The organism is Brachybacterium sp. AOP29-B2-41 (assembly GCF_052378395.1).
In the GTDB taxonomy this organism is placed as follows: Bacteria; Actinomycetota; Actinomycetes; order Actinomycetales; family Dermabacteraceae; genus Brachybacterium.
Window position 1 is genome coordinate 63063 of the sequence record NZ_JBQSXR010000012.1, and the last position, 13555, is coordinate 76617.

Consider the following 13555-nt stretch of genomic DNA (forward strand, 5'->3'; position numbering starts at 1 on the left):
CTGACGGCGGGGATGGCGGCGGCGACCCGGGCGGGTCGCGCCGCCGTCAGCTCAGGAGAGCAGGCCGCGCACTTCGACCAGCCGCTGGAGGAGCCCGTTGACGAATCGCGGTGAGTCGTCGGTGGAGAGCACCTCGGCGATCTTCGTGTACTCGCCGATGATCGCTCCCCGGCCGGACTCGTCCTCGCCGTAGAGCAGCTCCGCACTGCCCAGGCGCAGGATCGCGCGGTCCACCGCGGGCATCCGGTGCAGGGGCCAGTCCCGGGAGTGGGTGGCGAGGTCCTCGTCGATGTCCACCGCATTCGGGGCATAGAGCTCGACGAGCTCACGGGAGCGCTGCGGCAGCGGGGTCTGCGCCGCCGTACGGCGCAGCCGCTCCTCCAGCACACCGAGCACCTCGCGCTGCTTGGCATCGGCCTCGAAGAGCACGTCGATCGCCCGGATCCGGTCACGCGAACGGCTGTGGAGCCGGTCGGACGGAGCGGGGATCGTGCGCTCGAAGGTGACCTCCGCGCCTTCCCGGGTGGGGTGGGGCAGCCCGGGGACCCGGCGCATCGCCGGGACCCCGGAGTCCTCCTGTGGGGAGTCTGAGGTCACTTGACGCGCTCGAGGTAGTCGCCGCTGCGGGTGTCGACCTTGACCTTGTCGCCCTCGTTGAGGAACAGCGGGACCTGGATCTCGCGTCCGGTCACGAGCGTGGCGGGCTTGGTGCCACCGCTGGAGCGGTCGCCCTGCAGGCCGGGCTCGGTGAACTTGATCTCGAGGACCACGGAGGCCGGCAGCTCGACGAACAGCGCCGCACCCTCGTGGAAGGCGATCACCACGTCCTGCTCCTCGATCAGGAAGTCCTTGGCCTCGCCGACGGTCTCCGCGGTGAGGCTGGTCTGCTCCCAGCTGCTGGTGTCCATGAACACGAACATGTCGCCGTCGAGGTAGGAGAACTGCATGTCGCGGCGATCGACCGTGGCGGTCTCGACCTTGAGGCCTGCGTTGAAGGTCTTGTCCACGCCCTTGCCGGACATGACGTTCTTCAGCTTGGTGCGCACGAAGGCCGGGCCCTTGCCGGGCTTGACGTGCTGGAACTCGACCACGCTCCACAGCTGCTGGTCCAGCACCAGGACCATCCCGTTCTTCAGATCGTTCGTCGTCGCCATGAGTCTCCTCGGTAGTCGTCTGGGCGTGCCCAGGATAGCGCGCAGGCACGGCTGCGCCGGGGTCGGAAGGGCACTCAGCGAGCCGACGTGAGGTCGATCATGCTCAGCAGCCTCACGGCCAGCGGATGCGCGGCGCTCTCCTCGCGCCAACCGCTGGTCTTCACGGCCCGCGAGACCGTCTGCTGGGTGACCCCGAGGCGCTGGGCCAGCTGCGCCTGGGTGGCGCCGGGATCCTCGCGCAGCTCGCCGACGGTCTCCCGCTGGCGGCGATTGCGGGTGCGGATCATCCAGACCACCAGGCGCAGCACGGCCTCGGCGTCCGCGGCGGTGTCGCGGTGACGGTCATCAGCCGCGCGCACAGCCACGGGGACCTGCGAGGTCGTGACTGCCGCCTGCAGCGCCGCAGTCGCGGCCACGACTGCGGGTCCGGAGATCTCGCGCACGGAGCCGGGCAGCGGGCGGGTCACGGCGCCGATGCCCAGGCCTGCCGCGAGCGGGCCGATCTCCGCCGCGCGCAGGAGCACCTCGAGCGCGACCTCGGCCCGCCCGGCGAGGACCAGGGCGTCGGGGCCCATGGTGCGCTCGGGCGGCAGCGACACGTCGAGCCCGTCCAGGGCGGCGAGCAGGGCGGGGATCGGATCACCCTCGTCGCGGCCGTGGCCGCGACGGCCGGAGAGGGACAGGACGAACACGGCAACTCCTCGAGGACTGACGTCAGGAACGATGGATATCAGGTGTTCGTGACGATACAGCGATTTATCGCTGACTCACGGCATGCGGGTGCCGTCCCTCGTGTCGCTTTCCGTGCCGTGCCCTGCTCAGGCCAGCTCGATGAGCTCCTGGTACTCCGCGTTCCACAGGTCCTCGACCGCGTCGGGCATCATCAGCACCCGCTCGGGGTTCAGTGCCGCTACGGCGCCGGGATCGTGCGAGACCAGCACCACGGCGCCCTCGAAGGCCGCGAGCGCTCCGAGGATCTCCTCACGGCTGGCGGGGTCGAGGTTGTTCGTCGGCTCGTCCAGCAGCAGCACGTTCGCGCTGGAGACCACGAGGGTCGCGAGCGCGAGACGGGTCTTCTCGCCGCCGGAGAGCACCCGGGTCGGCTTGTGGACATCCTCCCCGGTGAAGAGGAAGGAGCCGAGGATCTTGCGGGCCTCGACCTCGGGCAGCTCATAGGCGGCAGTCATCATGTTCTGGAGCACCGTGCGGTCCAGATCGAGGGTCTCGTGCTCCTGTGCGTAGTAGCCGATCCGCAGGCCATGGCCGGGGAGCAGCCCGCCGGTGTCCGGCTCATCGACTCCGGCGAGGATCCGCAGCAGAGTGGTCTTGCCGGCGCCGTTGAGCCCGATGATGACGACCTTCGAGCCGCGATCGATCGCGAGATCCACGCTGGTGAAGATCTCGAGGCTGCCGTAGGACTTCGAGAGGTCCTCCGCCATCAGCGGTGTCTTGCCGCAGGGGGCGGGCTTGGGGAAGCGCAGCGAGGCGACGCGGTCCTGCTGGCGCTCCCCCTCGAGCCCGTCGAGCATCCGCTCGGCGCGCTTGAGCATGTTCTGCGCGGCGACCGCCTTGGTGGCCTTCGCACGCATCTTCTCGGCCTGGGCGGTGAGCTGGGTGGCCTTCTTCTCGGCGTTCGTCCACTCGCGCTTGCGACGCTTCTCGTCATCCTCGCGCTGGCGCTGGTACAGCTTCCAGCCCATGTTGTACATGTCGATCGAGGCGCGATTGGCATCGAGGTAGAAGACCTTGTTCACGACGTGCTCGACCAGCTCCACGTCGTGGCTGATGATGATCAGCCCGCCGCGGTAGCCCATCAGGTACTCCCGCAGCCAGACGATCGAGTCGTGATCGAGGTGGTTGGTCGGCTCGTCCAGGATCATGGTGGTGGCCTGGGAGAACAGGATCCGGGCGAGCTCTACGCGGCGCCGCTGGCCACCCGAGAGGGTGCCCAGCTCCTGCTCGAGCAGCCGGTTGGGCAGCCCCAGGTTCGCGGACATCCGCTTGGCCTCGGCCTCGGCCGCGTAGCCGCCCGCCGCATCGAGCTCGGCCTCGATCCGCGGGTAGCGGTTCATGGCCTTCTCGCGGCGAGCCTCGGTGAGGCTCATGTCCCCCATCTCCTCCTCGGCGCGGCGGAGCTTCTTGAAGATCCCGTCGAGCCCGCGGGCGGAGAGGATGCGGGACAGCACCGGTTCGGTGTCCTCCCCGCTGTGGGTGTCCTGAGGCAGGTAGCCGAGCTCGCCGGTGACCTCGACACTGCCCTCGGACGGGTCCAGCGTTCCCGAGAGCACCTTGGTCAGAGTCGTCTTGCCGGCGCCGTTGCGGCCCACCAGCCCCACCCTGTCGCCAGCGGTGATCTGGAAGGAGACGTCGCTCATGAGCAGCCGGGCGCCGACGCGGATGGCGAGGTCGTGCACGGTGATCACTGGATGATGCTCCTGTTCGAGGGTGCGGCGGCTCGGTGCGCAGCGGACGGACGCTCCTGCGCGGAGCGACGGACGGGCCCGCGCGGAGCCTGGACCACTCTAGGGCCGCCGCCTCTCCCAGAGCACGAGAATTGCGCCGACGGTGCCGCGTTCCACAGCTCAGCTCCCCCAGGTGCCGAGTTGGTGAGATGCTGGCCCGAGCGGTCACGATCGAGACCGAAGAACGCAGCAGAGAGGCGCGCCATGCGGATCGGGGTACCCCGGGAGATCAAGAACAATGAGAATCGTGTGGGTCTGGGCGCTGCCGGCGTCCATGAGCTCGTGGCCCGTGGCCACGAAGTCGTGGTCGAGACGGGCGCCGGCATCGGTTCGCGAGTGACCGACGAGGATTATCGTGCCGCCGGAGCCACGATCCTCGACTCGGCCGCGGAGGTCTGGGCGCAGGCCGAGATGATCATCAAGGTGAAGGAGCCGCTCCCCGAGGAGCACGACTACCTGAGGAAGGGGCAGATCCTCTTCACCTACCTCCACCTCGCCGCGGATCAGAAGCTCACCGAGGCGCTCCTGTCCTCGGGGGCCACGGCGATCGCGTACGAGACGGTGCAGCTCCCCGACCGCTCACTGCCGCTGCTCGCGCCGATGAGCGCGATCGCGGGTCGTCTCGCCACGCAGGTCGGCGCCTACCACCTGATGGCGCCGCTCGGCGGCGCCGGGGTGCTGATGGGCGGAGTCCCCGGGACGAGCGAGGCGAACGTGCTGGTCATCGGCGGCGGTGTGGTCGGTGAGCAGGCCGCGATGATGGCCAACGGCCTGCATGCGAATGTCACCGTGATGGATCTGAACGTCTCCCGCCTCGGGCAGATCGCGACCATGCACCATGGCGACATCCGCACCCGCTATTCGACGGCCCTGGACCTGACCGAGGAGATCAGGCGGGCGGACGTCGTGGTCGGCTCGGTGCTGATCCCGGGCAAGCGTGCGCCCAAGCTGGTGACCGATGAGATGGTCTCCACGATGAAGCCGGGCTCGGTGCTCGTGGATGTCGCGATCGACCAGGGCGGGTGCTTCGAGCACTCCCGTCCCACCACGCACGACGATCCCACCTTCCGCGTCCACGACACCGTCTACTACTGCGTGGCGAACATGCCGGGCTCGGTGCCGGTGACCGCCACCGCGGCGCTGAACAATGCCACGCTGCCGTACATCCTGAAGATCGCCGGGGCCGGCTGGCGCGACGCGATGCGCTCCGACGATGCGCTCGCCAAGGGCCTGCACACCCACGAGGGCATGCTCGCCCATGCGGGCACCGGCGAGGCCCACGGTCTCGAGGTCACCTCAGCGGAGCAGATCATCGCCTGAGACTGGCCGGGGTTCAACGAGAAATGTCCCCGGACGACGGATGCGAATCATCGCATCGGTCCTCCGGGGACATTTCTGCTGCCGGCCGAGCGCACAGCCGAGTACACGGCGGCGCGGGACGGCGCTGGCGTGCTGAGCCTCAGCTCAGAGGTTGAAGCCGATCGCGCGCAGCTGCTCGCGGCCGTCCTCGGTGATCTTCTCCATGCCCCACGGCGGCATCCACACCCAGTTGATGCGGTGCGTCTCGGTGATGGGGTCCAGCGCCGCGAAGGTCTGCTCCTCGAGCACGTCCGTCAGCGGGCAGGCGGCGGAGGTCAGTGTCATGTCCACGACGGCATTGCCGTCCTCGACGGTGACGCCGTAGACGAGGCCGAGATCGACGACGTTGATCCCGAGCTCGGGATCGATCACGTCCTTCATCGCCTCGATGACGTCGGCGGAGCTCACCGTCGCGTCAGGGGTCTTCTGTTCGGTCATCGCATCCTCCCGAGGGGATAGGGAGCGCAGGTGCTGCTCCCGAAAGGGGTGGGGCCGGTCCGGCCCGGGACTTCCTCCCGAGCCGGACCGACGAATGGCGTCAGGCGCCGACGAGGAAGCGGTCGTAGCCCTCGGCCTCGAGGCGCTCGGCCAGCTCCGGGCCGCCCTGCTCGGCGATCCGGCCGTTCACGAAGACGTGGACGAAGTCCGGCTTCACGTACTGCAGGATGCGGGTGTAGTGGGTGATCAGCATGATGCCCACCTCGGAGTTCTCCTTGACGCGGTTGACGCCCTCGGAGACCACACGCAGCGCGTCGACGTCGAGACCGGAGTCGGTCTCGTCGAGGATCGCGATGCTGGGCTTGAGCAGCTGCATCTGGAGGATCTCGTGGCGCTTCTTCTCGCCGCCGGAGAACCCTTCGTTGACGTTGCGCTCGGCGAAGACGGGATCCATCTTCAGATCCGCCATCGCGCCCTTCATGTCCTTGACCCAGGTGCGCAGCGCGGGGGCCTCGCCATCAATCGCGGTCTTGGCCGTGCGCAGGAAGTTCGAGACGGTGACGCCGGGGACCTCGACCGGGTACTGCATCGCGAGGAAGAGACCCGCACGGGCGCGCTCGTCGACGCTCATCTCGAGCACGTTCTCACCGTCGAGGAGGACCTCGCCCTCGGTGATCTGGTACTTGGGGTGACCGGCGACGGCATACGCGAGGGTCGACTTGCCGGAGCCGTTGGGGCCCATGATGGCGTGGGTCTCGCCGGCCTTGATGGTGAGGTCGACGCCCTTGAGGATCTCCTTGGTGCCCTCAGGAGTATCGACGGTGGCGTGGAGGTTCTTGATCTCGAGGATCGACATAGGTGGTTCTCCTTGACCAGGGATGCTGGTGGGTTCGTGAAGTCGGAAGGGCGCCGTGGAGAGGCGCCCGGAGTGATCAGGTGCCGGGGGCGACGGTCGGATCCACCAGGATCTCGCCGCTGCTCTCGTCGATCCGCACGGGGAAGACCCGCACGGGAAGGACCGCAGGAAGCTGCAGGGGACGACCTGTGACCAGGTCGAACTGGCTGCCGTGCTTCCAGCATTCGATGGTGCAGCCCTCGACGTCGCCATCGCTCAGCGCGATCTCGTCGTGCGAGCAGATGTCCTCGAGGGCGTGGACGCCCCCGTCCTCGGCGCGCACCAGGGCGATCTCGATGCCGTCGACGACGACATCGATCGCCTCGCCGGGGGCGAGGTCTGCCAGGGCGGCGACGGGGACGAAGGCGTCCGACATCAGTTCATGCTCCGTGCGAGTTCGCCCTCGATCGAGGCCGAGAGCCGCTCACGGATCTCGGGGACGTCGATCTGCTGGATGATCTCGGCGAAGAAGCCGCGCACCACGAGACGACGCGCCTCGATCTCGTCGATTCCGCGAGAACGCAGGTAGAACAGCTGCTCGTCGTCGAAACGACCCGTCGCAGCGGCGTGGCCCGCGCCTTCGATCTCACCGGTCTCGATCTCGAGGTTCGGCACCGAGTCGGCGCGTGCCCCCTCGGTGAGCAGCAGATTGCGGTTGAGCTCGTAGGTGTTGGTGCCCTCGGCCTCCTTGCGGATCAGCACATCGCCGACCCACACCGAGCGGGCGTTCTTGCCCTGCAGCGCGCCCTTGTAGGCCACGTTGGAGGTGCAGCGCGGGGCGCTGTGGTCGATGAACAGGCGGTTCTCGAAGAACTGCCCCTCATCGGAGAAGTACAGGCCGAGCTTCTCGATCTCGCCACCGGTTGCCGCATACTCGCCGATCGCGTTGAAGCGCACCGCGCTGCCACCCAGGGTGACGGCGACATGCTTGAGCTTCGCGTCACGACCCACGCGGGCGTGATGGGTCGCGATGTGCACCGCGTCGTCATCCCAGTCGTGCAGGGTGATGACGGTCATCTGCGCGTTGTCGCCGACGATCATCTCGACGTTCTGCGCATACTGCGCGGAACCGGCGTGGTTGAGCACGAAGGTCGCCGAGCTCGACTCCTTCGCCTCGAGCACGATGTGCGCGTTGGCGCGACGCTCGGCGCCCCGGCCGGTCATGTCCACGCGGAACGGCGTGTCATAGGTGGCGTTCTTCGCGGCGACCAGGTGCAGTGCCTGCTCGGTGCGTGCCGACGCGACCGCGGAGGCCAGGTCCTCGGGCACCAGGACGGTGCCGCGGGGAGCCTCGCCGGGCGCCAGAGTGGAGATCTCGGGAGCCCCTTCGGGCACCGTGACCTGGTAATCGACCGCAGGATCGCCCTCGCGGTCGTCGGTCGCGACGTCCTGGAACAGGGGCGCGAAACGGCGCAGCGGGGTGAAGCGCCACTCCTCGATGTCGCTCTTGGGGACCTCGTGGTCGGAGACCTCGAAGGAACGCTTTCGCGCGCCTCGGTTCGACGCGGCATGGGCGGCGGAGACGTCCTGTCCCGGCAGGGTCAGATTCTCCTCCTCCAGCTCCGGCGCCGCGGTGGTCTCGACATCGTCGAGGGCGGACTGGGCGACGACGGGGGCGGCTCCTGCGGCGTGGCCCACGGCCTCGTTCGCGGCCGGATCCCCAGCGTTCTCGGCACCCTTCACATCAGTGGTCGTCATCAACCGACTGCTCCTTCCATCTGCAGCTCGATCAGGCGGTTCAGCTCCAGTGCGTACTCCATCGGGAGCTCGCGGGCGATGGGCTCGATGAACCCACGCACGATCATGGCCATCGCCTCGGTCTCGTCCATGCCGCGGCTCATCAGGTAGAAGAGCTGCTCCTCGGAGACCTTGGAGACGGTGGCCTCGTGGCCCATCTGGACATCGTCGACACGGACGTCGACGTAGGGGTAGGTGTCGGTGCGTGAGATGGTGTCCACCAGCAGCGCATCGCACAGCACGGTCGAGGCGGAGTGCTCCGCGCCCGGCATGACCTGCACGAGACCTCGGTAAGAACTGCGTCCACCACCGCGGGAGACCGACTTCGAGACGATCGAGCTCGAGGTGTGAGGCGCCATGTGCACCATCTTCGAACCGGTGTCCTGGTTCTGGCCCTCGCCCGCGAAGGCGACCGAGAGGGTCTCGCCGCGGGCGTGCTCGCCCATCAGCCAGACGGCCGGGTACTTCATGGTGACCTTGGAGCCGATGTTGCCGTCGACCCACTCCATCACGCCGCCCTGTTCGACGATCGTGCGCTTGGTGACCAGGTTGTACACGTTGTTCGACCAGTTCTGGATCGTCGTGTAGCGGACGCGTGCGTCCTTCTTCACGATGATCTCCACGACGGCGCTGTGCAGCGAGTCCGACTTGTAGATCGGCGCGGTGCAACCCTCGACGTAGTGCACGTAAGAGCCCTCGTCGGCGATGATCAGCGTGCGCTCGAACTGGCCCATGTTCTCGGTGTTGATCCGGAAGTAGGCCTGCAGCGGGATCTCCACATGGACGCCCTTGGGGACGTACACGAAGGAGCCGCCGGACCACACCGCGGTGTTCAGTGCGGAGAACTTGTTGTCACCCGAGGGGATGACGGTGCCGAAGTACTCCTTGAAGAGCTCCGGGTGCTCCTTGAGCGCGGTGTCGGTGTCCAGGAAGATGACGCCCTGCTCCTCCAGATCCTCGCGGATCTGGTGGTAGACGACCTCGGACTCGTACTGCGCGGCGACGCCGGAGACCAGACGCTGCTTCTCGGCCTCGGGGATGCCGAGGCGGTCGTAGGTCTCCTTGATGTCCGCAGGCAGATCCTCCCAGGAGGTGACCTGCTTCTCGGTGGAGCGGACGAAGTACTTGATGTGGTCGAAGGCGATGCCCGAGAGGTCGGGACCCCAGGTGGGCAGCGGCTTCTTGTAGAACAGCTCGAGTGCCTTCAGACGGCGCTCGAGCATCCACTCCGGTTCGTCCTTGCGGGCCGAGATGTCGCGAACGACGTCCTCGGACAGACCGCGGCGCGCGCTGGCACCGGCGGAGTCCTCGTCATGCCATCCATAGGCGTACTGGCCCATGGAGTCGATGATCTCGTCCTGTGTGAGCTTTTCTGGTGCGCTCGTCATGGTGTCCTTCCCTCGGTGAGCGGAATATGAGTCGTGCAGACGTGAGCCCCCTGCGCCAGCGTGGCAAGACGCTGGACAGGCGCTCCGATGATTCGGGAGATGACGCGGGATTCAGCTTCGCACAGCTCGGGGTGATCTGCGGCGACGTCGAGGACCGGGCAGTGCCCGTGGCACAGCTGGGCCGTGACGAGGGTACGCGGAGCGGCTCCCGCCTGGGGGCCCCTGCCGGGCAGCGGCACATGGAGTGGGCGCACCGAAGTGGCGTACCCTCGCTCCGTGAGCAGTTCGGAGAGCAGCTCGAGCTTGCGGGTGACGGTGATGTCCTCCCCCGCCTCCTCACGCTGTGCGACGCGCTCGGCCAGCACGCTCTCCCAGTCGGCGATGCGGCGTTCCGCCAGGGCGGTCACCGCCTCGCTTCCGCCCAGTCGGGCGAGCTCGTCCATCGCCATCACGGCGAGTTCGTCATACCCACCGGGCAGATCCTCGTGGGCCGAGGGCGAGAGCACGAACGACTTGCTGGGCCGCCCGCGGCCGCGCGGGGCGATGGGGAGGTCGTGCTCGGCGATGACCCCCTCCGCCTCGAGCGCCGCCAGATGGCGGCGCACCGCAGCACTGGTGAGGCCGAACTGCTCGGCCAGCCGACGTGCGGTGATCGGGCCGTGGGTCGAGATCGCATCCACGAGGCGGTCGCGCGTGGTCTGCGTGACGGCCGTCTCGATGCCTGGTGCTGTGCCTGATGCGGTCATTGCTGCCTCCTCCCGTCCATCGCCTTTCGATTTTACAACATAAGTGTTGCCAAATACGTACGGACCCCTGTGCGCCACAGCACGAAGGATCCCCTTACCTGGGCAGACACGCCTTCCGCAGCCGCCCGCAACTGCCACGAAAGGCGTCGCCGACAGGCCGCGCTTCCAATTGGTGCCGTTTTCAACTACCCTTCGAGGGACGCCTCCCCGATCTGAAGGGACCATCCCATGCCTGCTGAGAGCACGCACCCCGCCGGCCCAGCCACCGCCTCATCCGCTGCTTCGTCCACTGCCGCGCCCGCTGCTTCGTCCACTCCCCCGCCCACTGCCGCACCGACTGCCTCCGAGGAGCATTCGACGCGGGGCGCCTATGTCACAGTCGGCGGATCCTTCGACCGCGACATGAACTACATCGATGACCGGATCACGCGTGATGGCCGCGACGGCTGGCCCGTGGAGAAGGACCGGTACCGCCTGGTCGCGGCGCGCGCCTGCCCCTGGGCGAACCGCACCCTGATCTCCCGTCGCCTGCTCGGCCTGGAGGACGTGCTCTCCGTGGGCATGCCCGGCCCGACCCACGACAAGCGCTCCTGGACCTTCGATCTCGACGAGGGCGGAGTCGACCCGGTGCTCGGCTACGAGCGACTCCAGCAGGCGTATTTCGCGCGATTCCCGGACTACCCCCGCGGTATCACCGTCCCCGCCGTGGTGGACGTCCCCACCAAGGCGGTCGTCACCAATGACTTCCAGCAGATCACCCTCGACTTCGCCACGGAGTGGAGCGATCACCACCGCGCGGGTGCGCCGGACCTCTACCCCGAGGCGCAGCGCGAGGAGATCGACGCGCTGAACAAGTGGATGCTCCACCACGTCAACAACGGCGTGTACAAAGTCGGCTTCGCGGGCTCCCAGGAGGCGTACGAGAAGGAGTACCGCGCACTGTGGGAGGCGTTCGACGAGCTCGAGGAGCGCCTGGGCCGCAGCCGCTACCTGTTGGGTCCCTCGATCACGGAAGCGGATGTGCGCCTGTTCCCGACCCTGATCCGCTTCGATCCCGTGTACCACGGCCACTTCAAGGCGAACCGGCAGACGCTCTCGAGCATGCCGAACCTGTGGAACTACACCAAGGACCTGTTCACGACCCCCGGCTTCGGGGACACCGTCGACTTCGAGCAGATCAAGCGCCACTACTACTTCGTGCACGAGGACCTGAACCCCACCCAGGTGGTGCCGCTGGGCCCGGCCCTCGAACCGCTGCTGGACCCCCACGATCGCGACCGCTTCGAGACCGACACCTGGGGCCCCGGAGGCACTGCCCCGGCGGCACCGCTGGCCGCCGAGGTGGTCGATCCCGCGCACACCCCTCTGCAGGTGACCGGCCGCTGAGAACCTCTCTGCCCGGCGCGCATGACCGGTCGCTCACGTCGGGTGCTGGTTCTGCGGGCCGCGGCCTACGATGGTGAGCGCCATGGACGACCACTCCCCTGCCCTTGTCGCCACCGACCTCTCCCTCAGCTACGGCTCCGTCCGCGCGCTGGACGGGCTCACCCTGACCGCAGAGCGCGGTGCCGTGACCGCGCTGCTGGGAAGCAACGGTGCCGGTAAGACCACCGCCATCTCCTGCACCACGGGCCTGCTGCGCCCTGACAGCGGCAGCGTGCGGGTGCTGGGTGTCGACCCCTGGCGCTCCAGCCCGGAGCATCGCGCCCGGGTGGGGGTGATGATCCAGGACGGCGGGCTCGCCTCGGGTGCCGGGGCGATGCAGCTGCTGCGCTACGGCGCGGCCCTCCACGCCGCACCGTTGGACGTCGAGGAGGTGGCCGAGCATCTGGGCATCGACACCTTCGCGCGCACCCTGGTGCGGCGTCTCTCCGGCGGCCAGCGTCAGCGCCTGGCCCTCGCGCTCGCCATCATCGGCCGCCCGGACCTGGTCTTCCTGGACGAACCCACCGCAGGGATGGACCCGTCGATCCGCCGCCGGGTGCGCGAGCTGATCCGTGGGCTCGCCCGCACCGGCACCGCCGTCGTGCTCACCACCCACCTGATGGATGACGTGGTGGGCCTCGCCGACGCGGTCCGGGTGATCTCCCGCGGCCAGGTCCTCGCCTCCGGCTCCGTCCAGGACGTGATCAACGACCACCGCTCGGCCGACGGTGCCATGGTCGTGCAGGCCACCGCCTCGGGCGTCGACCCTCAGGTGGCACCCGCGCTCGAAGCCGATCTGCGCACAGCCGCCGCACGCCATGGCGTGCGGCTGGAAGTGACCTCGGGCGGCGCGGCTGATCTGGAATCCGTGCTGCTGGATCTGATGGATGAAGAGCACGCGGCCGAGGAGAACGCGGCTCAGCAGCACGACGCCGAGGACCACAGCGTCGAGAGCCACCGGGTCGAGGACCTCAGCGCCGGACAGCCCGATCCCGAGATGCCTGAACCCGCGGCACGCCTCTCCACCTCCCGAGAGGAACACCGATGACCAACCCCACCTCTCCTGCGCCCGCCTCCCCTGCACCAGTGCGGCCGGAGCGGAGCCCCCGTCCTGCGCCCGCGCTGCGTCGGATCCTCTCCCACGCCGGGCTCGAGGCCAGGGTTCTGCTCTCCAACGGGGAGCAGCTCACCGTTGCCGTCGCGCTGCCGGCGATGGTGCTGATCGGGCTATGGCTGCTGCCGCTGGGCAGGCTCGAGGGCGTCGCCGCGGTCGACACCGCCGTCGCCGCGACCTTCGCCACGGCGCTGATCTCCACCTCCTTCACCTCGCAGGCCATCCTCACCGGCTTCGACCGCCGCAACGGCGTGCTGCGCTGGGTGGCGACCACACCGCTGGGACGCGGCGGGTACCTGGCCGGCAAGATCCTCGCGACACTGACCACCCATGTCCTCCAGGTGATCGTCCTCGGGCTGATCGCGCTGATCATCGGTTGGCGGCCCGAGCTGTCGGGGCTGCTCGGGCTGATCCCGGTGTGGCTCGTGGGCACCGTCGCCTTCGGTTCGCTGGGCATGCTGATCGCTGGCACGCTGCGCACCGAGGCGGTGCTGGCCGTCTCGAACCTGGTGTTCGTGCTGATGATCGCGGCCGGCGGCGTCGCCTTCCCCACCGCCGCCTATCCGCGGATCCTGGGAGGCCTGGTCGATCTGCTGCCCTCCGGTGCACTCGGTGAGCTGATGCGCGCATGTCTGGCCTCCGGACCGTTCTCCGTCGGCTCCGTCGTGGTGCTGCTGGTCTGGGCCGTCGGCGGGGTGCTCGCCGTCATGCGCTGGTTCCGCTGGACGGACAGCTGAGCGGCTGCAGAGCAACAACAGAGCGGCTGCGGGACGCCCAGGATGCGTCGTCGGTCGCATCCGTCCGCTGCGCCCAGCGTTCTCACCGCGGCAGAATCTA

The 13555-nt window shown here is 68.4% G+C and carries 14 protein-coding genes; 4 read left to right on the plus strand and 10 right to left on the minus strand.

Annotated features, from left to right (window positions below):
• Positions 1-51: 51 nt before the first annotated feature.
• From nusB to ACT3T9_RS12505, 4 genes are all read right to left on the minus strand, one after another.
• Complete coding sequence (nusB, locus tag ACT3T9_RS12490; RefSeq protein ID WP_441444091.1) at positions 52-597, minus strand: transcription antitermination factor NusB; 546 nt, start codon at positions 595-597, stop codon at positions 52-54.
• Positions 594-1154, minus strand: coding sequence for an elongation factor P (gene efp / locus ACT3T9_RS12495; RefSeq protein WP_441444092.1), 561 nt, complete (start codon positions 1152-1154; stop codon positions 594-596). Before efp ends, nusB begins: the two co-directional genes overlap by 4 nt.
• A 74-nt stretch (positions 1155-1228) precedes the next feature.
• On the minus strand, positions 1229-1846 hold the full coding sequence (locus tag ACT3T9_RS12500; protein ID WP_441444093.1) for a winged helix-turn-helix domain-containing protein: 618 nt from the start codon (positions 1844-1846) through the stop codon (positions 1229-1231).
• Between the two features lie 126 nt (positions 1847-1972).
• Entirely contained in the window at positions 1973-3577 is a 1605-nt protein-coding gene (locus ACT3T9_RS12505) for an ABC-F family ATP-binding cassette domain-containing protein (RefSeq protein WP_441444094.1), read from the minus strand.
• Positions 3578-3820: 243 nt separating this feature from the next.
• On the opposite strand from ACT3T9_RS12505, the gene ald reads away from it, so the two are divergent.
• Complete coding sequence (gene ald, locus ACT3T9_RS12510) at positions 3821-4936, plus strand: alanine dehydrogenase (protein WP_442331791.1); 1116 nt, start codon at positions 3821-3823, stop codon at positions 4934-4936.
• Positions 4937-5080: 144 nt separating this feature from the next.
• Here the strand turns inward: ald and ACT3T9_RS12515 are convergent, their stop codons facing one another.
• The 6 genes from ACT3T9_RS12515 to ACT3T9_RS12540 form a co-directional block, all read right to left on the minus strand.
• Positions 5081-5413: a metal-sulfur cluster assembly factor gene (locus ACT3T9_RS12515; protein WP_441444096.1), complete on the minus strand. Its 333-nt coding sequence runs from the start codon at positions 5411-5413 to the stop codon at positions 5081-5083.
• 100 nt (positions 5414-5513) lie between these two features.
• Positions 5514-6269: a Fe-S cluster assembly ATPase SufC gene (gene sufC, locus ACT3T9_RS12520; protein ID WP_441444097.1), complete on the minus strand. Its 756-nt coding sequence runs from the start codon at positions 6267-6269 to the stop codon at positions 5514-5516.
• 76 nt (positions 6270-6345) lie between these two features.
• Positions 6346-6684, minus strand: coding sequence for a non-heme iron oxygenase ferredoxin subunit (locus tag ACT3T9_RS12525; protein WP_441444098.1), 339 nt, complete (start codon positions 6682-6684; stop codon positions 6346-6348).
• Positions 6684-8006, minus strand: coding sequence for a Fe-S cluster assembly protein SufD (sufD, locus tag ACT3T9_RS12530; RefSeq protein WP_442331790.1), 1323 nt, complete (start codon positions 8004-8006; stop codon positions 6684-6686). The genes ACT3T9_RS12525 and sufD overlap by 1 nt, the downstream gene beginning before the upstream one ends.
• A complete protein-coding gene (gene sufB, locus ACT3T9_RS12535) occupies positions 8006-9433 on the minus strand; it encodes a Fe-S cluster assembly protein SufB (protein WP_444606710.1) in 1428 nt (475 codons plus the stop codon). Before sufB ends, sufD begins: the two co-directional genes overlap by 1 nt.
• The gene (locus ACT3T9_RS12540; protein WP_441444101.1) at positions 9430-10179 is read right to left on the minus strand and encodes a helix-turn-helix transcriptional regulator; all 750 of its coding nucleotides are present in this window, start codon (positions 10177-10179) and stop codon (positions 9430-9432) included. Before ACT3T9_RS12540 ends, sufB begins: the two co-directional genes overlap by 4 nt.
• 402 nt (positions 10180-10581) lie before the next feature.
• Between ACT3T9_RS12540 and ACT3T9_RS12545 the strand changes: the two genes are divergently transcribed.
• The 3 genes from ACT3T9_RS12545 (at position 10582) to ACT3T9_RS12555 (ending at position 13455) form a co-directional block, all read left to right on the plus strand.
• Positions 10582-11565 (plus strand): glutathione S-transferase family protein, encoded by a 984-nt coding sequence (locus tag ACT3T9_RS12545; protein ID WP_444606711.1) that lies wholly within the window; start codon positions 10582-10584, stop codon positions 11563-11565.
• An 82-nt stretch (positions 11566-11647) separates the two neighbouring features.
• Positions 11648-12652, plus strand: coding sequence for an ABC transporter ATP-binding protein (locus ACT3T9_RS12550; protein ID WP_444606712.1), 1005 nt, complete (start codon positions 11648-11650; stop codon positions 12650-12652).
• On the plus strand, positions 12649-13455 hold the full coding sequence (locus ACT3T9_RS12555) for an ABC transporter permease (protein ID WP_441444104.1): 807 nt from the start codon (positions 12649-12651) through the stop codon (positions 13453-13455). The genes ACT3T9_RS12550 and ACT3T9_RS12555 overlap by 4 nt, the downstream gene beginning before the upstream one ends.
• Positions 13456-13555: the final 100 nt, after the last annotated feature.

What these genes read in the sequence shown, in the direction of transcription:
- efp (WP_441444092.1), bottom strand. Translation starts at nt 1,154, where the DNA reads ATGGCGACGACGAACGATCTGAAGAACGGGATGGTCCTGGTGCTGGAC.
- ald (WP_442331791.1), top strand. Translation starts at nt 3,821, where the DNA reads ATGCGGATCGGGGTACCCCGGGAGATCAAGAACAATGAGAATCGTGTG.
- ACT3T9_RS12515 (WP_441444096.1), bottom strand. Translation starts at nt 5,413, where the DNA reads ATGACCGAACAGAAGACCCCTGACGCGACGGTGAGCTCCGCCGACGTC.
- sufC (WP_441444097.1), bottom strand. Translation starts at nt 6,269, where the DNA reads ATGTCGATCCTCGAGATCAAGAACCTCCACGCCACCGTCGATACTCCT.
- ACT3T9_RS12525 (WP_441444098.1), bottom strand. Translation starts at nt 6,684, where the DNA reads ATGTCGGACGCCTTCGTCCCCGTCGCCGCCCTGGCAGACCTCGCCCCC.
- sufD (WP_442331790.1), bottom strand. Translation starts at nt 8,006, where the DNA reads ATGACGACCACTGATGTGAAGGGTGCCGAGAACGCTGGGGATCCGGCC.
- sufB (WP_444606710.1), bottom strand. Translation starts at nt 9,433, where the DNA reads ATGACGAGCGCACCAGAAAAGCTCACACAGGACGAGATCATCGACTCC.
- ACT3T9_RS12540 (WP_441444101.1), bottom strand. Translation starts at nt 10,179, where the DNA reads ATGACCGCATCAGGCACAGCACCAGGCATCGAGACGGCCGTCACGCAG.
- ACT3T9_RS12545 (WP_444606711.1), top strand. Translation starts at nt 10,582, where the DNA reads ATGAACTACATCGATGACCGGATCACGCGTGATGGCCGCGACGGCTGG.
- ACT3T9_RS12550 (WP_444606712.1), top strand. Translation starts at nt 11,648, where the DNA reads ATGGACGACCACTCCCCTGCCCTTGTCGCCACCGACCTCTCCCTCAGC.
- ACT3T9_RS12555 (WP_441444104.1), top strand. Translation starts at nt 12,649, where the DNA reads ATGACCAACCCCACCTCTCCTGCGCCCGCCTCCCCTGCACCAGTGCGG.